Here is a 25,447-nt window from a genome sequence, read left to right as displayed (position 1 = left end):
AGTAAAAAAAGCTCTGCACGGAACCTTCGTTCTTGCAGAGCTTTTCGTTTTTGGGAGTCTTTCCTCATATTATTCCAAGTATTGTTTCAACTGATTCTTCAATTCCTCCGGATTGCTTGGTCTTTGTGCCTTATATTCTACAATAGTTCCCTCCCTATTAACAATAATAAACTGAGGAACTGAAAGCCCGGCGAAATTACCTTTCTCATCATAAGTGACAAACAACTTCTCCACTTCAACAGAAAATTTATTATTCTCAACACTATTCTCTGGTCGATGATAGGTGACAAAATACCCATTTAATAATCTTTCATCCAATCTTTTCAAACAGGCATTCCAATCCTTGGGTTCATCTATTGAAATAAAAAGTCTTACAATATCATTCTTTTTGAAAAAATCATCTGTTTTTTCATATTCTTTGAGTTCTGCCAGACAGGGTTTACACCAAGATGCCATTACATCAATATATACAATTTTTCCTTTAAAATGCCGAAGCAATAACTCAAACGAACTAGGATAATTCAAGCATTTGATATTAGACTGCACTGATTGCTCCTGTGCAGTAATGATTAATGATATCAAACAAAAAAAGAATAAAACTCCATTTGTTTTAATGCACTGTTTCATACAACATAGATTTATTGTTAAATAACTGTGATAAAGATAGTGTTTTATTCTATATAAATCTTCTTTATTTAATTACATTCTTTCCTTCTTGCAGACGTTTCAACCGAAGCAATGCTTCAATGTAGTAATAATCTGCATAAATAATAGAGGCATCTATCTCTGAATGAGCCGGCCAATGTCCTACACTATGAAGCAGGAAGGACGGTTTGCTCTTGCCACTCTGATAACTGTCAGAGTTCAGGCTTGCCAGCATTTCAATAGCTGCATCTTTATAACGTTTTCCGGTTCCATTCGGGAGGTAAGTAGATAGTTCAAGCAAAGCAGAGGCCACTACTGCCGCAGCCGAAGCGTCACGCGGAGCATCCGGTATTCCCGGGGCACTGAAATCCCAATAAGGAACCTTATCTTCCGGCAGACGTTCGAGATAAACATCTGTCACTTTCTGTGCGAAATCAAGATATTTAGGATCTTTCGTCTCCCGATAGACTACAGTATATCCGTAGATTGCCCATGCTTGACCACGCGCCCACATGGTACTGTCTGCATAGCCCTGATGGGTTACTCCTTTTATCAGATTACCAGTGATGGTATCATAGACTGCTACATGGTAGGATGTATAATCGGGACGGAACTGACATTTCATTGTTTTATCAGCATGAGAAACGGCAACATCATACAAATAAGGATTTCCACCATTCTTTGCTGCCCAGAAAAGCATTTCGAGATTAATCATGTTATCCATGATTGTGTTGTGAGGCCAGTTGCGTGGTTCCACTTCACGAGGCCACGAAAGCATTGTTCCTACAACCGGATTGAATAAAGTAGCCAGCGAATCGGCCGTATCCAGAATCACTTTCTTATAAGCAGGATCTTTCGTCAAGCGATAGCCATTTCCATAACTGCAGAATACGAGAAATCCCAAATCATGGTCATAAGCTGGTATTCGAGAAAGGAATTCCAATGAGTTCGTAAACTTCTTCGCTTCTTCCAGAATATGCTTATCCTGTGTATATTCGTAATCATACCAGAGCACACCCGGCCAGAAACCGGCACACCATTCTTCTTTCGTTGCCTTACGACAGTTCCAGTGGTGTTCGTCAGCCATAATGTTACGTGGCATCATCGTATAGTCAATGCCGGAATCTGTTTTCAGTTCCGTAAGCGTACGTTGTGTCTGCTCTGCACAGTAGTCTAATGCCCTATTCACATCCAATGTACCGGAAGGCTTGTGAGTGCACATACAAAAACCTAACATCACAGCCAGACCTACTACAATCTTTTTCATCTTAGTTCAAATATATTCGCGTTAATTCTTAATCTTTATTTCTCTTTGTCAGTTACTTGATCGGTCAGTTACTTAGTCATCCGAAACCAGTCTACATCTGCCCATCCACGATTGCCCTCATTCGGAGTTACGCAAAATACTCCAACTTTGGCTCCAATCCATTTGCCTTGTCGGGCTGTGAAAGGCTCTCCCACTGTCATGTATTGCTTTCCGTCCAGACTATAAGCGAATGTACAAACGGCTCCTTTACGAACCTTTACTTGCAAATAAACTGTTTGCCACTCATTATCTGCTACTCCCGGCATCTTCAGATGTTCCACCGGAATGTTTGCCAATTCTTTTATCTGTTCGGGATTTTGCTGTTCCGCATCCTTGCAGACTGCTTGTTGCAGAATAAACTGATCTCCCTCCTTACGAATGGAGAGATAGCTATAATCCCATCCCATTACAATGATTCCGGTTTGTTCCCCATCCTGCTTGGCAGTAAATGTCAATTTGGTTGTAGCCGTAAACTCTTCAGCCGGAAACTTTTGCATCAACAAGTTAGGAACTTCCCAGAAGTTCACAAATTCTTTTGAGAGACTGCCTGCATAAAGACGAATATACCCCAAGTCGGTCGTGAACCCGTAAGTGTCTTTTTTATTGGCATGCCATTGCCATTGTAACCCTAAATGACGGGTATTGAATTCATCACTCTCCGGCGGAGTGGCTATCGGATATGTCTTTCCTACATTCGGTTTCTTATAGGTCGTTACCGGTTCACCGCAACCATCTTCATCCTTATCTACTCCGATTACAGGCCAATCATTTACCCAAGTCATCGGATTCAGATGAATCACGCGTCCGTAAGCTCCTTTATCTTGAAAATGAACGAACCAGGATTCTCCTGTGTTGGTATCTACCCAGCCACCTTGATGAGGCCCGTTGATATTTGTCTTTCCTTGTGCCATTACGATCTTCGATTCGTAAGGGCCGTAAATGTTCTTCGAGCGAAGTACTAATTGCCAACCGGTTGCTACTCCACCTGCCGGAGCAAAAATATAGTAGTATCCGTTGCGTTTGTAGAGCTTCGGTCCTTCTACCGTATGGTTCTTTCCATCATTTCCATCAAATACCATCACCGGATCGGAAATTACTTCTGTTCCCTCAGCATTCAGTTCGCAAATAACTACGATGCTATTCACTCCGCTACGACTACCAGCATATGCATGTACAAGATAAACTTTTCCATCTTCATCCCAAAGTGGTGTCGGGTCAATCATTCCTTTCCCGGCTTTCACCAATACAGGCTTGCTCCATCTTCCTTTCGGGTCTTTGGCTTTAATCATATAGATTCCATAATCCGGATCACCCCAGTAAATGTAGAACTCTCCGTTATGAAAACGAATAGCCGGTGCCCATACGCCTTTACCATGCTGTGCCTTATCGAAGAATTCTTCCGGCTCCTGAATCGGTAAAGCATAGTTTACTAACGACCAATTCACCAAATCATTAGAATGAAGAATAGGAATTCCGGGAATACAATTAAAACTGGACGCTGTCATATAGAAATCATCTCCGGCTGCACATACATCCGGATCCGAATAGTCTGCATGAAGAACCGGGTTCTGATAAGTTCCATTCCCCTTATCAGCCACCCAGGTCTTAGAGATTTCTTGTGCACCTGCCAATGAACAGCAAGCCATCATTCCTGCTAAAAACAGAATCTTTTTACGCATATACCTTAATAATCAATTTCATTCAAAATAAGATTCGTTATTCCTAAAAACAGGTTCTTTCTACCTTCACAAAAACTAATCACTTCAAAAACTGAATCCAATCTCTGATTTCAAACAATCTATTTCTTAACCTATTTGCTTATATATACGAAGGGGATTAGGTAAATACCTAATCCCCTTACAAAAAATATTCAAAAATGAATATTATCATTCTCTATAATGCATCAACGTACCAAAACCTAACTGGTCAAATCCTCCACTGTTCGGTCCGTAGTTTCCACCTCCTCCGTCAGGACGCATCTGGTCAGCCCATTTTTCGCTATAGAGAGAAGAAATTCCTTTCTCCTTACAATATCCATAAAACAATTCCCATGAAGGCCGTTTAGTGCCACGTTGCTCTGTAGATATGGTTGCGTTTGTATACGAGGGATTAGAATAAGAAGTATAAGGGAAAGAATTAGAATCATAGATGAAATCATCCCCTACCAATGTTCCTTTGTTAAAAGACTCATCCTTGATAAGATTATACTTTCCTACATATTCTGCCATAGCTACTGCCCTATAATTATCATAAGCAAACAAATCCTCACCAATGTTATAGGCCATTTGGCAGAATGTCCCCATCAAAGAAACACATAAAGTAGCATGCCCCTGGTCACGTCCGGACTCCTCACATTGCCCAAGTATTTCATCCGAATCCGGGTCTTGATGCAAATAAGGAACTGCATTCTTTATATTTCCCGCCTCTTTATATCTTCCTTCTTCATTCTTGAAATATACAATAGCCTGATTAATCATCACGTTATCATCACATAAAATACCAATTGAAAGAATAGATGTCATCTGTGCCAAATCCCAATTTAACCAATAGTGCATATTACCTTGTCCACCATTATGATTTTTAAGAAACATATCGGAAACACTATAAAATGTATCTTTCATCCAAGTTTTAAACTTTTCAAAATCATCCCTATCCCAGCCATTATAGTCTCTAAGTAATTCTGCTGCATTTGCCCACTGATGTGCCTGAATAGGAATTAGATATAGATTAGGATCTGGAATATTATTGGTATAACCTTCCATTCTTAATATCCCCTTACAATTAGTAGCCCATGCATTGAAAAGTTTCACAGCAGCATCCGCAAATGATGTATTTCCCGATAACTGATAACGAAGTGCCAATTGATAAGCAGCCGCAGCATCATACATACATGCTGTGTAATTTGAATAATCCGAATATTTACCTGACCAATTATTCTTATCCATTCTTTTCAAATATCCGTCAAGCAAAGCTCTTGTGTTTTCAGTATAAGAACTTTGCGCATATTGGCTTGCTTCCAATTGGGCATAAGCTTCCGCCCAAGGGGATCGGTTCAAATTGCTCTTTACCCTATTAATATCAGCCTGCGTATGGAGCATACAAGGATGGTTCAATGGCAAATAATCTCTCTTTACCATATCCTCCTCCGGACTTTTCATATCACTAAACTTATTTGCGTCCCCAGTAGGAATTTCACTACTGCATGACATCATAAAAGATGCTATAACAAAACTAAATAACACATTTATATATTTCGTTTTCATACTTCAGATTTATTTGTTATTTTCTTTTTCTATGTAAGCTTTCAAATCTTCTAATGTTTTGAAGGTTTTTATCCAATACATATCATACGTTTTATCGATTGCGGCTTCTTTAACATCAGCAATCCACAAAGATAACAATGTCATAGTAGCAACACCGGCCTCATTGGTTAATATTGGGCTACTTCCTTTTATAGCATTATCTACAGACATATCATATACATAGATATTAGGCTCACCATATTTTTCTACTCCTGTACCTTTTTTTACGATGGTGAGAGTTTCTTTATCAAACACATAGTAATCTGCTGAATTGCAATAATTACCTGCAGTCACTCCATCTCCTATATCAAACTTCAACACACCTGCATTCGCAGTTGCACTTTGTTGCGGTCTCCTTAATTTAATAGCTAAATATTTATAAGTTTGAGGAGCATACTCCAGTTTCTTTTGATATGCATCATTAACTATATTAATATCTTGGCGCCAATTTCCATTACCGTCAGGACCTTTCATTATGATATGAGCATATCCATTATCAAATGTAACCGTACCACCTTGATTAGGTTTTAAATCACATGGTTTCAAAGTAGATTGGAACTGATAATCCAATAAGGCTCCTACAGTAACACTAGTGGTAGCCGAAATATTTGACATAGGATCGGTTGCGGTAATCGTCACAGTTCCATAACCCACTCCCGTTACAGCACCATCGGCATCCACAACAGCCACTTTTTCATCACTACTTACCCAACTTAACAAACCGGAAGTGGCCTCTTCAGGAACTAAATGACAGCCAATAACAACAGTCTGTCCAATCATTATGTCATCAACCGGATCTAATTGTATTGATTCTACCGGGATTACCTTCCGAACAGTCACTTTAGCAGAAACTGTCAAAGAAGTTCCATCAGTGGCAATAGCTGTAACAACAGCTTCTCCCGGGATAATTCCAGTCACAGTACCATCTGCATCCACCTTTACTATTTCCTCATTGCTACTTTTCCAATGAAAGACATTATATCCGTTAGAAGGTGTAATTTTTACAGAGGCTTTTTTAGTCGTGCCTTCAAACAGTTCAAAGTCATCCATCTCAATCGCAGTAGCTACCGGTTTTACTTCCACATCTATCGTTTTAAGTGTTTCAAAGGCCGCTTTCTGGGATATATTCACTTTTGCCTTTCCTACTGCTTTTGCAGTAATTTTACCTTCTTGTGACACAGATACTATATTCTCATCTGATGATTTCCAAGACAACTCCGGATAAGTAACATTCTCCGGAACAGATTTGCAAATAACCTGTATATCCATTCCTACAGCTAACGCTATGGATGATTCTATATTCATCTCAATATCATTCATCAATTGCCCTTCACTCATCGCATCACCATATTCTTTATCGTCACATGCAATTGCCGACAATAGCAAGCCTAATATAGCAAGGCTCACCGATACACATTTCGCTGATAAAAAAGTTATATATTTCATATTGATTCTCTGTTTTTATTCATACTCCGTTATTTCCAACCGGGATTCTGTCCCAAATTCGGATTCAACTGTAACTGATCGGAAGGCAATGGATACAAATAGTTCTTATCTGCCCACTGGCGACCTGTTTCTACAACAATACATCCATCATCATTCAAACTGAATGGCGTATTCCATGACTCATATTGAGTACCTTTCCATTTAATACCTAACATTGCTTGCGGCATCTCATTTTCTGCAGTTTTCCAACGCTTTAAGTCATCAATACGAAAACCTTCGTTAAACAGCTCAACAGTACGTTCTCTACGTATTTCTGTCCTCATATCCAGTCCGTGGGTCTGCGCAAATTCTTTGGTCAAAGCCGGCATACTGGCATTCACGCGCTGACGAACCTGGTTCAAAGATATATTCAAGTCTTCATTTTCTATCTTATCATCCCTTTCATACACTGCCTCTGCATAATTCAGCAAAACTTCAGCATAACGGATAAGTGGGAAGTCATATCCTTCTTGTGTATCCGGAACAACACGTTCAGCGCTCCATTTTTGATTACCATAACAAGTACCGGACGCAGGATCATATAGCTTTGAGGTCTTCAGATCTACCTCATCCCATTGCCAAGAAGTCCGTCCGAACTTATTTCCCCAATAACGAGTTCCCGGCTTTAGTAAAGTATAACGCATACGATTGTCACGGTTCAGAAATTCAGAAACTTTCTCATCATATTTCTGAAAACGATCTGATTTATCGATGGGCAATCCGTCGTCACATAGATAAAGATTGGCAAACTTACGAGTAATCCATTGTACATTTGCCAGACACTCTTGAGTTATATTCTTTCCGATTGAAGCTAAAATCTGGTCATGGCGACGAGCAAAAATATATTCATGATTAGCAGATTTCTTGATGCCAGCCGGATTAGATTTCTCATTCTCCAAAATAAACATATACTTCTGTGCGCTGTCACCCAATACTTTTGTTTCACTATCTGTTCCAAATAAGCGGAAACTATATCCATATTTAGCATCCATCACCGTTCGGGCTGCTTTGGCAGCTATATCCAGTAAATTCTTGGTACGTTCCGTATTCTGATTATTATTACGTGATTTCTGCCATGTTCCTTCATAAAGAGCAACTCTGGAAAGGAAAGCCTGCGCACCTTCTTTAGAAATACGTCCCTCTTCTTCAGTACTAAGTTCTTTAAAAGCCGGCAAGTTGTCAATAGCATGTCCGAGATCATCAATAATAAGATCAACCACTTCACTACGGTCGTTCCGTTTTACCTTCATCTCCGGATCTGTAATATCCAACGGTTTCTTCGTTATAATAACATCACCATACAATTGAAGTAAGTCAAAATAACTATATGCACGGAAAAAATAAGCTTCCCCTAAATATTGTTTTATATCTTCCGGTTTGGAATAAGTTTCAGCATTTTCTATCAATAAGTTTGTACGACGAATATGTTTATAATTATCCGTATAGTTAGCATCTGAAGAAGGGATCGAGTTTATTCCGCGGCTAAATTCATTATAGCTCTGGTAAGTAATCAAGTCCGAACGCTTATCACTATGTGTTCCATCATATACAACAGAAGAGAAGTCACGTGTCCAACTATAAAAAGTATTGGCAAACTGTTTATAATCATTGACTGAAGTCCACATGTTTTTACCCCCCAACTGATCTTGAGGTTCCATGTCCAGACAAGAGTGCAAAGTTATTCCTAACACTATAGCAAGGAAAAATGTTATTTTTGATCGTTTCATAATATTCTATTTAAAAAGTTGCATTAACACCCACAGTAAAAGTTCTGTTAAAAGGATAACGTCCCAGATCTTTGGTTTTGCGTGAAGCCTCCGGGTCCCATCCGTCTTTTAATTTACTATGCTCCCAAAGATCTGCTCCGGTAAAGTAAATACGTAACTTACTTATCACATTTGTTTTTGCCAACCACGAAACAGGTAAGGTATATCCCAAAGTCAGGTTCTTCAATCGAAGATAAGACCCATTCTCTACTGACCAGGAAGAACATTGGTAATTATAATTGTTAATAGATCCTACACTGGTATAGGTAGGATAATAAGCATTCCTGTTTTCAGGACTCCATGTGTTGCCAATAGATTGAGTAGTTGTATTCAAATAAATGGCACTCATAGGTACTCGCCAAGTTTCGTTACCTTCACCACCACGATAAACAGTTCTGCGACCGACTCCTTGGAAAATAGCTGAAAAATCAAAGCCTTTCCATTCTAATCCAACATTAAATGAATAAGACAATTTCGGATCATCTGTTCCCAAATATACATAATCATTTTGATCCAAAACACCATCGCCATTTACGTCCTCAAACATATTATCACCTAAACGAATATTATCCTGCATTCCTATCCCATTTCCATCCAAATAATAATATTTATATTTTTCCAATTCTTCCTGTGTCTGAATCTTTCCAATATAGCGTAAACCAAAATAAGAATTCAAAGGATATCCCTGTTGCTTATCTACAAAACCTGATTTCAAAACAGAAGTTGCACCCAAATCAATCAATTTATTAGTGGTATAAGTTATAGTTCCACCAATATGATATTGAACTGGTCCGATTTTATCCGACCATGTAATGTTTCCTTCCCAACCTTTGGCCTCAAACTTCCCTAGATTCATTGTAGGAGCATTGTCTCCCAACACACCCGGATACTGGGCATCAATCAACATATTATTATTTTTCTTCATGAAAAGTTCGAAAGTACCAGTCAACCGGTTATTGAGAAAAGCAAAGTCCACTCCCAAGTTATAACTATGAATACGTTCCCAAGTACGGTCTGTAGTCACTATCTTTCCGTTCGTATCAATAGTGGAAACTTTTCCGCTACCAATATATGCTCCGTTGGAAGAAGCAAAATTATATAGCTGTGTTCCATCATAACGGTCTACTCCACTTTGATTACCTAGCACACCGTATGAAAGTCTCAATTTCAGATTGTTAACTACGGAAGACAATGAGTGCATGAAGCTCTCTTCGCTCAAGCGCCAGCCACCGGATACTCCCCAAAAGAATTGCCAACGATTTTCAGGACGGAATTTTGAAGAACCATCATAACGAAGATTACCTTCCAACAAATAACGTTGTTTATAATCGTAATTCAAACGTCCGAAATAAGACATCATAGCTTCATGCCATTTCGCCGGTTTGCTATCCCCGTCTTTAATCAAAACTTCTCCAGCACCATTAGGAATTTCCAAAGATGGATTTATGTCTTTTACTGATACAAAAGTATATTTATATTGTGTATAGTTATACTGTGCGCCAGCCATAGCACTCAAGTTATGCACCTCTGCCAATGTCTTATGCCAGTTTAAATAACCGGATGCCATATAATAATCAGTCCTTGAGAAAGAATCAGAATATTTACTATTTTCCTGTGTAGGTTCTGTTGCCAACAATGTTGTACCAGCGTAATTATACCAATCTATTGATTTTTCCACTTTCTCACGTGTTGCTGTAGACGTGTTATATCCCACATTCACAACCATATCAAGATCTGAATATATTTTCCAATTCAATGACTCACTAATATTAATGGCCGAAACCTTCAGTTTGTTATCGCCACCTTCTTCAGCCCACCAATTCAATGCACGCCAAGTACCCCAGCCATACGGGCGTCCATCTATTGTCGAAGCAGGTAAACCCGGTTGAGGGGAAGACTGGGAAAGGACCTTGCCAATCATACTGGGAGACACCTGATCTTGACGATTATAGCCAATACTGGATGTCAACATTACATTATCCGATAATTTGAACTGATTATTCAAACGCATATTGTAACGTTGGTTATTATTATTTCCCCATTTCAAAGTACTGTTGTCATACATATATCCCAATGATAAACGAAATAAATTCCTCTCGGTACCTCCGGAGACACTTAGATCGTGCTGGGTAGACCATGAGTTTCCCCACAATATATCCTGCCAATCATTATCCATAAATACAAAATCTTCAACGTCTTTAAAACCTTCCGGAATAGGATGAGTACTATGATTTAAGTCAATATATTGATTTTTATAAAGCTTGGCCAGTTTTGCATAACGAATCCAGTTAGAATCTGAATAACCATCATTAGTCTGTGCAGTGATTACAGCATCTGCCCATTGATCTAAGGACATCAGTTCCGGTTGTAATCCAACAACTTTTCCTGTAAAGGAACCATTATACTGAACAACGGTTTTTCCGGCTTTTGCCTTTTTAGTTGTAATCAGAACGACACCACCGGCCGCTTTCGAACCATATATTGCAGCAGAAGCATCTTTCAAGAAATTTATAGATTCAATATCATCCGGATTCAGATTGCGCATACCATTAATACCATCACTGTATTCCACTCCATCCACAATTATAAGTGGATCTGTAGAATTAGAAGAAGATGCACCACGGAGTTTCATACCCCAGCTTTCATCTCCTGGTGCTCCAGAATTACGCGTGATAATAACTCCCGGAACTGTTCCTTGCATAGCTTGCAAAGGACTTGACATTGTTCCCTTATTTTCCAATTGTTTAGCTCCTACAACAGTCACCGCACCAGTCAAAGACTCCTTCTTTTGAGTACCATAACCAACTACAACAACTTCATCCAACACTTCTGTGTCTTCTTTCATCACGATTCTCTTCAAATTCGGATCAGAGGCAGGAAGTTCTAGTGATTTAAAGCCTATATATGAAATCACAATAATAGCGTTTGGTGCACTTACATTCAAAGAGAAATTTCCATCAATATCAGAAATTACCCCATTTGTAGTTCCTTTTTCAAGTATACTTGCACCAATAATCGGCTCTCCCATTGCATCAACAATTTGTCCTTTTACTTGTTTATGAGATTGTAGTACAACTTGATTCTCATCCGCATTATCAAAAGCCCAGATCTGTGTAGCAGGACATAGTCCCAGCATTAATCCTAACGCAAACACGACTGTCTTGTTAGGTTGCGAATTAAAAATTAATCCTCTTCGTTTCATAAAATTAAATTTGAGGTTTAAAAATAGTATTAAATTTTTGTTCTCTAAAATAAAGTGAGGCATATAGATGTCTCTTTGTAAATACTGACTCCTTTTCCATAAGCACAAAGGGTTATTTATTAATGAATAAGATTATATACAATTTCGGAAAAACTCGCGCATTTCACGGCGTCCAAGGAATAAGTGATTTTCTACCGTCCTACAACTTAGATTCAATTCATTAGCGATTTCCGGAGAAGTTTTATTTTCGAAACGGTTTAATGTATAAATTAACCGACGTTGTTCGGGCATGGCAGCCAGACGAGTCCGTTCCATTGTCATTAAATCATCACCGATAATTTTTTCTTCTGTTTCATTGGTAGAAGTAGACATAGTATCATAGATGTAGCTATCTATTTCCTGCTTCTTATAATAACGACGGATATAGTCGATTACAATATTGCGGGCAATAGTGAACAGGAAATATTTCACAGTGTCCGGACGGAGCATTTGTTTGTAGTCCAGCAGACGTACAAATACATCTTGGGTTAGATCCTCCGCTTCGTAGCGATGAGTGATACGATAAGTAATATAGGTAAGAATCACCTGATAATATTCTTCATAAGAACGGGTGATAATGTCGTTGTAAGTGTTAGCTATTGTCTCCATAATACTATCTTTTTCGGTTTTGATCACGATGCAAATATAGAGGGGATTTCGGATATAACAGCTTGAAAATAGGGCGGAGTAATCTCTGAGAATCCAGATAGACTTATTCGCATATATTTCACTAAATATCAGCTAGTTACACTCACAGCAAACAGAGTCTCATTTTATAATCTGATACTCTGTTTACTAAAAAACAATGTATTTTCGCTCTCCTTATACCCATTTGCTTTCACCCCCTTCACCTCTTTAGTCCCTTTCTTCACCATTTTGGCCTTCCCTTTATCTTACATTCAGGCTAATGATGATGCAGGACATTAAGAGATAAGTTCCTTTTCATTAATGATAAACTTGTTTTGCCCTTGTTGCAAAGTTGCTTTTGGTTAATGATAAACTATAAATGAAAGTTCTGATTATATAATTGCAAGCTTTGTTTTTATAAATGCAAGCTTTGATTATAAAAACAAAACTTGCATTTAAAGTTTGCTTCCTATAAAAAACAACTTTGCAATTAAGGAAAAGGAAGTTTAGATGGGGAGAAGAAGAACTTATCTAATAACAGATTGGAGATAGGAAAAGAATAAAAGAGAAGGGGTTCACCAAGTGAAAGGGCAGGGTTCACCCTCTAACCCCGATGAACAGGGAGAAGTGAAGGGTGAAGGGAATATGGATGCAAAATAGATTTCAGGGATAATAAGTCGAAAAGTTACTCTTCTTTGGCTGTGCCGCCAATACTACGGATGTATTCATTCGGAGTAACTCCCGTACTCTTTTTGAATGACCGGAAGAAAGAAGCACGCGAACTAAATCCACAAAGTTCCGCCAATGCAGTCAATGTATAACGTGAATATTGGCTGTCCGCCACCATTTTCTTGAATTGAGTGACACGGTATTCGTTTATAAAGTCATAATAGGACTGATTAAGATACTGGTTCAAAAGATACGATAATGAATGTGAGGAAGTATCCAATGCAGCAGCCAGGTCACCCATTTTTAAGTCGGGATTGATATATGGCTTTTCTTTCTCCACATAAGCCACCAGTTTCTTATGGAGTTCTTTACATTCCTCTTCAGTCAGTCTATTGGTCTTATATTTCTCTTCAACAACGGAAGGTTGTTGCTCTGAAATTACTTCCGGATGTTCTACAGACTGTTCTCTTTGTTGTATCGCCTCCTCTACTGATGATGCCGAAACCAGCGAAGCAGAAGAAACAAGCAAACGACGCATACGTTTCCAGACATAATACCGTATAAAGGCTATAATTCCTACGATTAATAAAATGGAAAGCGTCCATCCCCACCAAGGTATCATAGGGCGTACTGTCACTTGACAGATAGCTTCCGATTGCTCATTTCCCGGAAGGCGTACACGGAAAGTATAAGTTCCAGAAGAAAGTCCGTAATAAGAGACTTCGTTCTGCGCAGCCAATAGTTTCCAGTCCTTGTCCACTCCCTCCAATCGATATTCATATAGTAAGGCAGATGGCAGACCATAGGCGAAATCTGTGAAACAGAAAGTCAAATTATTCTGGTTGTATTTCAAAGAGGAACTGGTAAAAGGTACGCCATTAGCCAGTATATCGGTAAATACAATCGGACGAACCTTGCCACGCACTTCGTCCACACGTTTCGGATCGACATAAATCAGTCCTTTAGTGTTACCAAACCACAATAGTCCTTTTTCATCTTTATAAGCAGCTCCATTCGTAAAAGTTGGTCCCGGCACTCCATCATTAAAAGTGAAAGCATCATATTCCTCTCCCTCTTCTTTGATACGCAATAACCCGTCATTGCAAGCCACCCACAACCAGCCTTGGTTATCTTCTATAACAGACATTAGCGAATTGTCCGGAAGAGTAGAAAAGATAGAGCGGTTCTGGAACCGATCCATCGTTAAAGTAGATGTAAACAAGCTCCCTTTCTCACGGATAAAATAGAGATTGTGTCCAGCATCTTCGTAGATAGTACGCACTTTATCCCGATGAACGAATCCCTCCGGAAACACATTAGAGCGTAAACTTTGAGAAGCCGGATCATAAATACACATACCGGTTTCGGTGGCAATCCATCCTTTGCCTGTAGAATCAAAACTTACTTCATACACATTGCCCTCCGGCAGTTGGGAATTAGCACTAGTAAAGTGTTTGATCTGTTTGGTCTGTCCGTTATAACAGAAGAGTCCTTGTGAAGTCCCTATCCAAAGATTTCCTTTTGCATCCGGTTTCACACAGAATATATGTCCCTTTTGAAAAAGCTCCGTATCGCCTTGTGCAAAATATTTCAGAGATAATGTTCCCGGATTCAGTACCATCATACCGCCACCATACGTACCGATATAATATTCTCCTTGATAGAAGCTGATTGTCAGTATCAGATCTGAAGTCAAAACGGGCTTTACAAAACTTTTCACTACTCCGGTGGCTTCGTTTATATAAAACAAACCGTCACGTGAACCGATAACTTTCTCTTGTCCTCTGTTTACGAAAGAACGAATGGAAAGATTTGCCGAATTGAATAAAGGTGGATAGGCATACGTACGGAAAAGGCCGTTCTGATAGAGTGAATAATCCAGCCCTGCCTGAAAATGCCCCACCCAGACGGCACCTCTATCATCTACAAGTAAGGAATAAATAGAATTACTGCGAATTCCTTCCTTATCATTGACATCATGGTAAAAACGACGTGTCACTTGTTGGTCTTTGTGTGAAAGGAAGTGGACGCCATTACCGTCAGTAGCTATATAAACAGTCTCTTTCCCATCGCTGGATATATCAGAGATGACATCGCAGCCTAAAGATACTGTATGAGAGAATGTTTCCTTTTTTATATCAAAACGTACTACACCTTGGCTCATTGTGCCTAAATAAAGCGTTTCTCCAATACGGGTCAGGCAACGGAAATAATCGGCTTCGGGCACATTCTCCTGAAAATGCCAGGAATTAATATTGCCGTCTTTCAGTGAATAAGAATACAGCCCCTGCACCGTAGCCAGCCATAATACGGTTTTATCTTCATTCAGACAAATATCCATGATTCTGTTACAGGCGGCAAACATATTCCGGTCTGTCAAGACCTGTAGTAATTGACCGTCTTTATGAATGAATAAGCCTTTCTCTGTTCCAATATAAAGAATATCCTTATTAGCCAACAAAGTATTTACAGCAAAATCAATCTTTTCAGGGACAATTCTTTCCAATTGACTGTTTGTACGATTCAATCGCCAAAGTCCGATTCCATTTCCTACCCACAGTTGTTTGTTGGCTGTTTCTGTAACGCTGTTTACCCGCTTCTTTCTTCCTGACTCAATACCCCGGAATTCAAAATGGCGTACTTTCACTCCATCAAAACGGTCGAGACAATTATCTGTCCCTAACCACACAAAACCTTCGGAATCTTTATAAATAGCATTGACCAACAGTCCTGACAGCCCGTCGGACATGACAATATTACGGAATATATAGTCTTTAGCTTGTAGTTCCACACCACAAGCCAAATATATTAATATAAGAATCAGATATTTAATCGTGTCTTTCACTTACAACTGCTTCCTTTCATATTAAACATGTGACAAACATACATAAAAATCTCCAAAAGGAAGTACTTATAATTAAAAAAGTCATCCCTTCGTATTCTCTATATGCACATAAACAAATACGAAGGGATTAAATTATTTACTCAATGTTATTTGAAAAATATTTGAGTAACAAAAATAAAGAATTTACTACCTTAGAAAAAGATAACAGCATATATACAAGAACGATGTTGTAGAATTTATAATTTCACTTTCACCTGCGATTTCTGATAAACTACCGGGATTTTCTTATCATTCACTTCTACAGACACAGGCTTCTTTGTGCTTCTAAAGGTGGTATTTATCTTCGGCTGTCCGTCTATCCAAAGATCAAGTTTCTTATCTTCTGCTTTCTGAATAACGAACAGCTTAGCCAATGATGAAAAGTAAGTTTCATTACCCCGTCTCAATGCACTTCCATAAGCAATAAAGAAGTCCTTAGCGTTCTTTGCTTCAGTACCTTCTGGGTAAGAAACTGCAAACATATAAGCATCTGTCATCCAGCCGTCGGGCATAATCCATGAATTACTGTGCATTAATCTTCCGTCCGCCAGTTGGTTGATATATAAATCGGTAATTTTACCTTTATGACGGATACGAAGCCCTATCCAGTCCTGCCCTTCACGTCTTTCCATTTTAGGCAGGTCTTTTTCATCGGGAGTGTCTTTCAGAATAATAGCTGTCAGTCCTTTCACACGGTTCACCTTGGCTGGTAAATGGAATGAATAATATTTTTCGGTTCCTTTCAAATCTTCCGTAGGAGCTTCTATTTCTTCCCAATATAAATCTTCGGGATAGTCGTGCACAAAATCGGACTTAGCCAACATGCGGGGATATAAAGGACGGATGACTACTGAAGAATTTCCGTTTGTCACATTCACGTCAATGCCCGATTTCTTATAAGTTCCATTGGTATGCCATAACCATTCGAACTGTCCTACCTTATGTGTCTTCAAATCATCGATCATATAAATCACATTATCCATCCACAGGAAATGACGGAAGTTACGGCTGAAATTATTAGAGACAGGACCTGTTCCATTGGCCAAAACATATTTCACATTACCCGCATCCAAGAGATGATAAAGATTTCCTCGCAAAGTAGAGCCGCTATACTGTTGTTCACGAGGTTGCCCCTCCCCGTTGAACAGGACTACATTATGTGCCTGGCTTTGAAAAAAATAGTTGCGATAGGCAAGATTGGGATACCAGCAGTTTCCTCCATCCTTGATAATATCAACGCCTTTATGAAAAACAATAAAGGAGTTGGCATCCGCATGGGAATGATTCCACGTATGACCGCTTTTCACAGCAAGCATCGTAGCATCCTTCTCCCAAGAAGTACGCATGGTGGCCCAACCGAAATCCGAGAATAGCTGTGAGGTTTTCAAATCGGGAGTTACGGGAGCTTTACTCAAATCAGGGGTATAGAGAAAGCCCATCGGACGATTCAGGAAAAAGCCATCACGATGTTGTCCTTGTTCCACTTGGGCTATATACCACAATATTGTTGGATCTTTCATCCCCAATGCATACAATAACATCATACTGGATTCTGCCGATACATTTTTATGGCTATCTCCAAAATTCAAACTATGCAGCATTCCTGTACGCGGATAGCATACTTGAGAAAAGTAGTTCGGAAGTTTTGCCAATTGGGGTATATTGCCGGGATTTTGTCCCGGATGAGTGTTTATCCAAGCGATTCGAAACAATAGAGCTTCCTGAATACCAAAGTTTGCATAATTCAGACTTTCATACATTCCTCCAGCCTCATCAAAACTCTTTGCTTTCTGTTGCAAGGCATCGCCTGCAAAGTCAAACCATTCGGGAAGTGATTCATGAAGTTGCTCCACCCAATCTTTTACTTCGGGAAGTTCATTTTGTAGGCTTAATGCTAATATTCCACCCTGGCATACACAGGAAGTCCACCAGTTGTGTCCCATAGAGTTCAAAGAATGGATTCGGGTAGGTTCCAACAGCCAGTCGCCCAAGGCAGACTCTACAGCCAATCGTTTCAAGCCTTCGGCAATCTTTTTTCTTTCCGAAGAAGACATTATGTTATAAGCCGCATCATATCCTATGGCAGAAAGGAAGCTCTTATGTGCCATGCCCAGTTGCGAACGCCAGACTGGAATACGTGCCATCATTTCCATATCTCCCCAGGATTCGGCTTCCACAGCTTTCAAAAGAATTTCTTTGATTATATTTGCATACTCTTTATTATCCGTCATCAGATAGGTCAACGACAAATAATCCAACCGATTGAAATCTTCCTTTTGCAAAGCTTCATCGGCGGTTTTCTGAATATCCTCCCAGGCTTCCCGCAATTTCGGTTCATTCTGCATACGTTGTTTTACCTGCTGAATACGTTGAGGGGTGTACAAAAGGGAAGGATGATTTATCTTTTGTGCAGATACAAACGATGCAAATAATATTCCGATCAGGCATAGAACTATTTGTTTCATGATATTTATTGCTTTTTCATTTTACTGTTCAATATTGATTAAAAATTCTTCTAAAGCTGCATTGAATTCCTCCGGTCGCTCCATATTCATCATGTGCCCGCAATCCTCTATGATTTTCAGCTTTCCATTAGGTAGATATTCCAATATGGGAGTTTTTTTTGAAAATTTGTTATCAGAAGAATGACCTTCAACAATTAAGGAAGGTACGGCAGGGTGACTCTTCTTCAATTCTTCAATAGCATCCAGCCCTGCTACTACCCGTACTTCTTTGTGTAGCGGTTGCCATGCATCCCATTCGTCAATCATCTGCCACAAAGGAGCACGCATCCGTTCACGTTGACTTCCACCGGATTTCATTAATCCTTCAAACCACTCTTTCTTCATCACCTCCACTCCTTTCTTTTTCAGGGCAGCTATTTCTTCATCACGCACCTTTGCTTCTTCTTTAGTCATCGGCTCACTGGGACCCTTCGATTTCCGGATGTTTCCACTGGCTAAAAAAGCCGATAACATCCGGTCTGGGAAATACGCCAACATATCAGCAGTAATGAACCCGCCCAAAGAAAGCCCGACAATATGCGCTTTCTTGATGTGCAAAGAGTCCATTAAAGTAACCAGATCTTCAACATGCATAAATTGATAATCTTCTGTTTGGGAAGAAGAAATGCCGTATCCTCTTAAATCATAGCGAATGACATGATACTTTTTCGCAAACACAGAAAATTGTTCATCCCACATACGATGGTCGAGCGAATGACCGTGAACAAAAATTATCGGTTCACCCTGACCGGCTTCTTCATAGTATAGAGAGCCGTTTCCTACATTGATACGCCCTTGTTTGACAACCAATGGCTTGCCTTTCAGTATTTCTGAAACAGTCCGTGAAATGACAGGGCTGCCAAAGAAAGAAGAGAAACCATCTTCTTTAGCAGAAGAACCTGTTACATGGGAGATGAAGAATCCGTAAACTTTATCGTGTTTATTTATCCACGGATAAGCACCGGCCCATCCCGGTGAACTAATCTGATAAGCTTCACCTGTCTTTTTATCTATTAATTCACGCCATTCTCCTAATCCGTAGACTCCATTGTGGGATTGTCCCAGTCCTTTCGCTACATAATTATCCGAGTTATTCGAAGGGATTATGGCGCCTTTCACTTGGTCGGCCTGCATTTCTTTCACAGTTTCTGCTGATATAATTTGCTTGCCATTATACATTCCATCGTGATAAATCATGGACAGGAAGTGAAGATAATCATTCATTGTAGTACACAGTCCGCCCCCTAACATGGGTGCATGTCCGCCGTCCGTGTTGATTGGGGTAAAATGAGAGTTCTTCATTTCCAAAGGTTGTGCCAGCAGTTCCTGAAAAAGCGTTTCAAACTCCTTTCCCATCGCCACTTCTGCCATTCTTCCGGCAATTTGCATGGCAAGTCCACCATATTCAAAACGAGTGCCGGGAGTAAAGACTGTATCCAAAGGAAGAATTTCAGTGACTGCCGAATCCAAATGATTATAGTTATCTACACGAGGCTCGGGAAGATATGGACGTACTCCTGATGTATGGGATAATAATTGCCGGAGAAGAATCTTACCTTTAGCATCGTCTTTAAATTCCGGCAACCATTTTTCTACCGGATCATCCCATCCCAAATCAGTACGGTCTACCACCGCGCCTATGACAGCAGCCGCTACCCATTTTCCGGCAGAAGCGACATATACTTTTGTATCGGGTGTATAATCCCGATAGTTCTTCTGAAAAATGACGGTATCATTCTTCACTACACAAATGGATGCTCCGGGGTAATATCCCTTGTCTACCCATCCTTGGATAACAGAATCCAAAGAAGAGAAGTCATACCGACTTCCCTGACCGGATGATATTTTGCAAGAACCGGACAAAAAGCAGATACTTACAAAAGCGGCAATTAATAAACGATTCTTCATTTCGTTGTTTACTATCTATTTTTCTGATTGTAAATCCCAATATACGACATAGCGCTGGCGATGCAAATCGTATAGCGGACGAATCACATCTCCTTGTTCTGTCGTAAACTTCAAATCACTTCCTACACGTTGCAAAGCACGTTCAGGGTGTTTCTTATCTAGTTTCAAAGAGGTACGCAAATGTGCTGGGACATGAAAATTATAGGTATAATAATCATTATAAAGAGCAGGATTTGAGAAAGGAGCAGGGGCTTGCATACCTTCAGTTCCCCGTTCTCCCGCCAATACCAACGGGCCATATAACAGGGCTGCCTTATCCGGGTTATCCGGAGTAGTTTCCAGTTTGATTTGCATCGGATAAGTAGCCGAGATTTGATCGCCATCTTTCCATTCACGGGTAATGGCAATATAAGAACCAGATTTCTGTTTTACAGATATTTTCTTACCATTCACCGAAACTTTTACATCCTTGCTCCACGAAGGATAGCGCAGATAAATAGTCGTGCGGACAGGATTTTCTGCCTGAAGAGTAAAACGTGTTGTTTCTTCCTGTGGGAATTCCGTTTCCTGACGGATTGTCAGTCCTTTTTCTTTCCAGGTTACCTGTGAAGGGATAAATAGATTTACATATATTCCCTGATTGTTATGGTGGTAGATGGCTTCTCCAAACTTTGCATGATTCTCAAATCCGCTACCGACACAACACCAAAAAGAGTTCTCTTTTGTGCTATACAGTTTATGAGACCCGGAAAGCAAAGGCAGAAAATAAGCTACCATACCTGTTTCAGGGTCTTGTTGTCCCAAGATGTGATTATACAATGCCCTTTCGTAATAATCCGCAATAGATGAATCGCCCGTCCAGCAGAAAAGATGGCGGCTAAGTTTGAGCATATTATAGGTACAACAAGTTTCTCCGGTATAGCCGGTCAGATGTTGGGATAACTTCCTCGGATCAAAGTAGTGTTCTTTGTCACTGCTACATCCCGGAGCAAAAGTATGATGGTCAATCATGGTGTGCCAGAAGAATTCCGATAGTTTCCTGCTTGTCTCGTTGCGGGTTAACTCGTAGTTGCGGGCTTCGGCTATCACTTTCGGGATGAAAGTATTGGTATGCTTCGTTCCCAAGTCATCACGAAGTTCTTTCAATGGGTCGATTACGTCATTGTGGTAGAAATATTCCGCCAGCCAGCGATAACGTTCATCTCCCGTTATTGAGTATAAATTATAGAATGACTCATTGATACCGCCAAATTCATTGCGGATCATAAGTTTACGTGTTTCTTCACTAAGGGGTTTCAATTTATTGTATGCCCAATCACCCATTCGGGTGACGATAGTCAATGCTTTCTTATTATCCGCATACAGATATTGATCTATCAGCCCGGAGAAAAGTTTGTGCAGAGTATACCAGGGAGCCCATACACCTTTTCCCTGAATATTCCGGTTTATCAGTTCTTCGGGCCAGGCACTCAAATACCCGTTTTTCAGTGCATTCTGCACTTCTTCCAATCCGTTAACCAAGCTATCGCCTTTCAGTTTGAATATCTCACTGCCGGTAGCTGCGTACATCAAACCAAGTGCCGAGAGCATGTGTCCGGTAGTATGTCCGCGAAGTTCGCAATCCAAAGATTCCCAACCACCCAGTTTCTTCACTGTCATATATCCGCCCTCACGTCCGGCAAACACACCGGCATTGGTACGGAAGCTATGTAGCAGACGATTCACATCTATTGACGTCATCCAGGCAGAATCCCGAAGCATATTATCACGGAAACGACTTGGCAACAGGCGAACATCTTTCAAATCAAAACTTTCCGCCTGAAGGGGAGCGACTGTTTCCTTTTTCAACTTTCCCTGATGTTGTCCGGGATATACAGATTGAGCTGACACTATACCCGATACTGTCAATGAACCAAACAAGATTACCGTAACTAAAACTTTCTTATTCATATTATTTCTATCTTTTATCTATAAGATACGAACAAGGTGCCTTAAACACTCAAAGCCACAAAATTATTTAATTAAGCTACAATTCTTTAATTTAAAGCCCACTTTCTTATAAAATTCATCTAAAACGTCCTATCTTTATTCCCCAAATTAAAGAAAGGAGCTACATGGATTTACGTACGGCAAATGTTACAAGATATATTCTTCCTCTGCGTGAGGGAGGCTCATTGCCTGCTCTAGCCGAAGCTGACGATGAATTTAAGTATGTAGTCAAATTCAGGGGGGCAGGACACGGAACAAAAGCGCTGATTGCCGAACTGATTGGTGGGGAGATAGCCCGTGCACTGGGTTTCAGAGTCCCCGAAATAGTTTTTCTGAATCTGGACGAGGCCTTCGGACGAACGGAAGCAGACGAAGAGATACAGGATTTACTTCAATGGAGTCGAGGACTGAATATGGGATTGCATTTCCTTTCCGGTTCGTTGACCTTTGATCCGATAGTACATCAAGTAGATGGAAAAACGGCTTCGCAAGTAGTATGGCTGGATGCCTTGCTGACTAACGTAGACCGTACCATTAAAAACACCAATATGTTGATATGGCACAAAGAACTATGGCTGATAGATCATGGGGCGTCCCTTTATTTCCACCATTCCTGGACTAACTGGCAAAAACAGGCACTGGTTCCTTTTGTACAGATAAAAGATCATGTATTATTACCGTTTGCCGATAGACTGGAAGAAGTAGATATCGAATTCAGACAGATATTGACTTCTGATAAAATCCGTGAGATAGTCAATGCTATTCCCGACGACTGGTTGAACTGGACAGAAGGCACAGAAACTCCACAGGATTTGAGAGACATTTATATTCGATTCTTAGAAGAAAGGATGAAACATTCCGAAACATTTGTAAATGAAGCGCAAAATGCAAGAAAGGCACTTATATGAATACGCAGTCATCCGTTTCGTTCCTAAAGTAGAACGGGAGGAGTTTATCAATATGGGGATTGTGTTGTTTTCCAAACAAGCCAAATACCTGAAATCCCTCTATACGATAGATGAGAACAAACTAAAACTGTTTTCTTCCGAACTGGATATGAATTGCCTGAAAGAAGGGTTACAGGTCTTTGACAAGATATGCATGGGAAATAAAGAGGGAGGAGCCATAGCCAATATGGATATTCCTGACAGATTTCGTTGGCTGACTGCAGTAAAAAGTTCCTGCATACAAGTATCTCGCCCACATCCGGGATTTTCTACTGATTTAGATAAGACTTTGGAAAGATTGTTCAAGGAATTAGTACTCTGATTCCTTGGACAATCTCTTTGTCAAACTAACGGGCAGTAATATAAAAGCTCTGTTCTACTGCTTCAGCAGTCTGCACTTTAGGTTCTCCGCTACGCCCATATTGCCAGGCTACCACTGTCACCTTTACCGGAAATTTTGCACGTGGGGGAATTTTAGTCAATGCCAGTTTATCTCCCTTTATCTCTGCCGGACCTTCTTTTACATAATAGTAAACCGGAAGGCCGGAGTCAGCAGTTCCATTTAAACTTATTTCTTTCACTGAAGCTTTTACATCGGATAGTTTCGGGAAAATTATACTTTGGGGTATCCCTTCCTTATTCCGGTAAGGAATACGAATCTCTACCTGCTGAACGGCACTCCGGTATTTATGATCCTGTTTTACGGAAGCCATCAGGCAGATGCCTCCTGTACGTTTAGGATTATCCAATCCCATCCGATAGAAACGAACAGTAAAAGTTGTATCATTCACCACTTCCACCGGACCGCAAATTCTCGACATTCGAATGGGATGCGTACTGTGTTCTTTTGAATATTCGTTCCTTAACGTATCTGTGTACACTGCTTTCAGGTGGAAAGTGACTCCGTCCGCTTCGGGTTGAAAAGAAGGAGACATACGTACATGGGATTTCGGATTGAAAGTTATCAGTTTTCCTTTTTGCTCAAAGCCGATATACTGCTCTGTCTTTCCACGCTCATTGGCGTAATATTTTTCTGTGGCATCTGCCATTTCCTTATCAAAATACCAAAACGCATGGTTCTTGTCTCCTTTATACTTATCATAGGAAGCGGCTTCGGCTGTAGGCTTTTCATTCTTTCGCCAACGGTCTGCCAGCCAGCCATTCTTTGCTTCTACCGGAATTAACTGAATCGGAGCATCCAATGACGAATGCTCCGGCAACCGATATTCCACTGTCTTTTTCAGAAAGAGAGAAAGATAATCAATCAATTCATCGGATATGTCGAAATGTCCGTGTCCTGCATCAGCAAGAAATGAAAGGGGAGCATTCGGATATTCACGACGATAATCGAAAGAGGTTATCAACCGGTCTTCCCACCATTCGTCCTCTCCCATTACCATTAATGAGGGGATACCTTCAATCGTACGGGTTCCCCAATCCAAATTCGCACGCCCGTAACCCGTCAAATGAGTTCTGGGAGAATCACCGTGAATAGAGAGTACGGCCAATGTACGTTCAGGATTCCAGGCGGCAAAGTTCCACGGATAAGTAGCCATTGCCGAGTGTCCGATGGGTATAACCGGGGCAAACTCCAGTTCTGTATATCCGCTTATTTCAGACAAGTTCTTCATCATTGTTTCAAAGATTTGTTGGGTACCTTTTGTCACGTCCCAGCGTTGGTCTATTCCGGGAGTGATCCATATCTCTGCAATTCCCAGTTTGCCCATATTCTTCCGAAATTCAGGATGCTCGAAAATTGTTTCTTCGGTCATATTGTGTTGCCCGATGATGACGGCACGGACTTGTTTACAGTTTTCCGGTATCCATAGATAGGCAGAAGGGTGGGCGTTTGTCTCTTCTGAAATCAGCTCTTTTATTTCCACTGACCATTGCCAGGGGGCTGCTGCCACCTTAGCAACCTGCATGAATAATGACAACAATACAACAAGAAAATATTTATTCATAATGCTTCTTTTAATTGATTTAACTTCCTATACTACGAATATGAAGAACAAAATACTCAAAAAACGACTATATAATAGTAGATATGTCCTGCAAAGTTACTACAAAAAAGTGAAATGCGGAAGAATATGGTAATGGATTTGATTTACAGGGGTTTCATTAACGCTGCCAATTATTCCGAGAGCCATTACAATCCACGCCGAAGCCAAATC

General features: G+C 40.2%; 15 protein-coding genes. 2 read left to right on the top strand and 13 right to left on the bottom strand.

What is annotated here, in order from left to right; genetic code table 11:
• Positions 1–69: 69 nt before the first annotated feature.
• The 12 genes from N5O98_RS21980 to N5O98_RS21925 all read right to left on the bottom strand — a co-directional run bounded on the left by N5O98_RS21980 (position 70) and on the right by N5O98_RS21925 (position 22,287).
• A complete protein-coding gene (locus N5O98_RS21980) occupies positions 70–627 on the bottom strand; it encodes a TlpA family protein disulfide reductase (protein ID WP_004296965.1) in 558 nt (185 codons plus the stop codon).
• A gap of 64 nt (positions 628–691) precedes the next feature.
• Positions 692–1,912 carry a glycoside hydrolase family 88 protein gene (locus N5O98_RS21975; RefSeq protein WP_004305903.1) on the bottom strand — a complete coding sequence of 407 codons (1,221 nt, stop codon included), beginning with the start codon at positions 1,910–1,912 and terminating at the stop codon, positions 692–694.
• Between the two features lie 68 nt (positions 1,913–1,980).
• Complete coding sequence (locus N5O98_RS21970; protein WP_004308595.1) at positions 1,981–3,630, bottom strand: glycoside hydrolase family 43 protein; 1,650 nt, start codon at positions 3,628–3,630, stop codon at positions 1,981–1,983.
• Positions 3,631–3,837: 207 nt separating this feature from the next.
• A complete protein-coding gene (locus N5O98_RS21965; RefSeq protein WP_004308593.1) occupies positions 3,838–5,214 on the bottom strand; it encodes an alginate lyase family protein in 1,377 nt (458 codons plus the stop codon).
• 9 nt (positions 5,215–5,223) lie between these two features.
• Positions 5,224–6,699, bottom strand: a complete 1,476-nt coding sequence (locus N5O98_RS21960; RefSeq protein WP_004308591.1) for an Ig-like domain-containing protein — start codon at positions 6,697–6,699, stop codon at positions 5,224–5,226.
• Between the two features lie 29 nt (positions 6,700–6,728).
• Positions 6,729–8,465: a RagB/SusD family nutrient uptake outer membrane protein gene (locus tag N5O98_RS21955; protein ID WP_004308589.1), complete on the bottom strand. Its 1,737-nt coding sequence runs from the start codon at positions 8,463–8,465 to the stop codon at positions 6,729–6,731.
• 10 nt (positions 8,466–8,475) lie between these two features.
• Entirely contained in the window at positions 8,476–11,706 is a 3,231-nt protein-coding gene (locus N5O98_RS21950; RefSeq protein WP_022199389.1) for a SusC/RagA family TonB-linked outer membrane protein, read from the bottom strand.
• A gap of 132 nt (positions 11,707–11,838) precedes the next feature.
• A complete protein-coding gene (locus tag N5O98_RS21945; protein ID WP_004308586.1) occupies positions 11,839–12,354 on the bottom strand; it encodes an RNA polymerase sigma-70 factor in 516 nt (171 codons plus the stop codon).
• Positions 12,355–13,057: 703 nt separating this feature from the next.
• Positions 13,058–15,886, bottom strand: coding sequence for a ligand-binding sensor domain-containing protein (locus N5O98_RS21940; protein ID WP_004308584.1), 2,829 nt, complete (start codon positions 15,884–15,886; stop codon positions 13,058–13,060).
• Between the two features lie 236 nt (positions 15,887–16,122).
• Positions 16,123–18,390, bottom strand: a complete 2,268-nt coding sequence (locus N5O98_RS21935; RefSeq protein WP_118161476.1) for a heparinase II/III domain-containing protein — start codon at positions 18,388–18,390, stop codon at positions 16,123–16,125.
• 21 nt (positions 18,391–18,411) lie between these two features.
• Complete coding sequence (locus N5O98_RS21930) at positions 18,412–20,337, bottom strand: alpha/beta fold hydrolase (RefSeq protein ID WP_004308582.1); 1,926 nt, start codon at positions 20,335–20,337, stop codon at positions 18,412–18,414.
• A gap of 15 nt (positions 20,338–20,352) precedes the next feature.
• Positions 20,353–22,287: a glycoside hydrolase family 127 protein gene (locus tag N5O98_RS21925; protein ID WP_022199392.1), complete on the bottom strand. Its 1,935-nt coding sequence runs from the start codon at positions 22,285–22,287 to the stop codon at positions 20,353–20,355.
• 164 nt (positions 22,288–22,451) lie between these two features.
• Here N5O98_RS21925 and N5O98_RS21920 point away from each other — a divergent pair, with 164 nt between their 5' ends.
• A complete protein-coding gene (locus tag N5O98_RS21920; protein WP_004308580.1) occupies positions 22,452–23,234 on the top strand; it encodes a HipA family kinase in 783 nt (260 codons plus the stop codon).
• Positions 23,212–23,595 (top strand): DUF3037 domain-containing protein, encoded by a 384-nt coding sequence (locus tag N5O98_RS21915; RefSeq protein ID WP_004305884.1) that lies wholly within the window; start codon positions 23,212–23,214, stop codon positions 23,593–23,595. Before N5O98_RS21920 ends, N5O98_RS21915 begins: the two co-directional genes overlap by 23 nt.
• 25 nt (positions 23,596–23,620) lie before the next feature.
• Here the strand turns inward: N5O98_RS21915 and N5O98_RS21910 are convergent, their stop codons facing one another.
• Positions 23,621–25,237 (bottom strand): alpha/beta fold hydrolase, encoded by a 1,617-nt coding sequence (locus N5O98_RS21910; RefSeq protein ID WP_004308579.1) that lies wholly within the window; start codon positions 25,235–25,237, stop codon positions 23,621–23,623.
• Positions 25,238–25,447: the final 210 nt, after the last annotated feature.

The sequence above is a fragment of the Bacteroides sp. LFL-34 genome (genome assembly GCF_027257075.1).
Taxonomy (GTDB): Bacteria; Bacteroidota; Bacteroidia; order Bacteroidales; family Bacteroidaceae; genus Bacteroides; species Bacteroides ovatus.
Note: the sequence above shows the minus strand (reverse complement) of the source record. Positions and strands in the feature narration are given on the sequence as shown.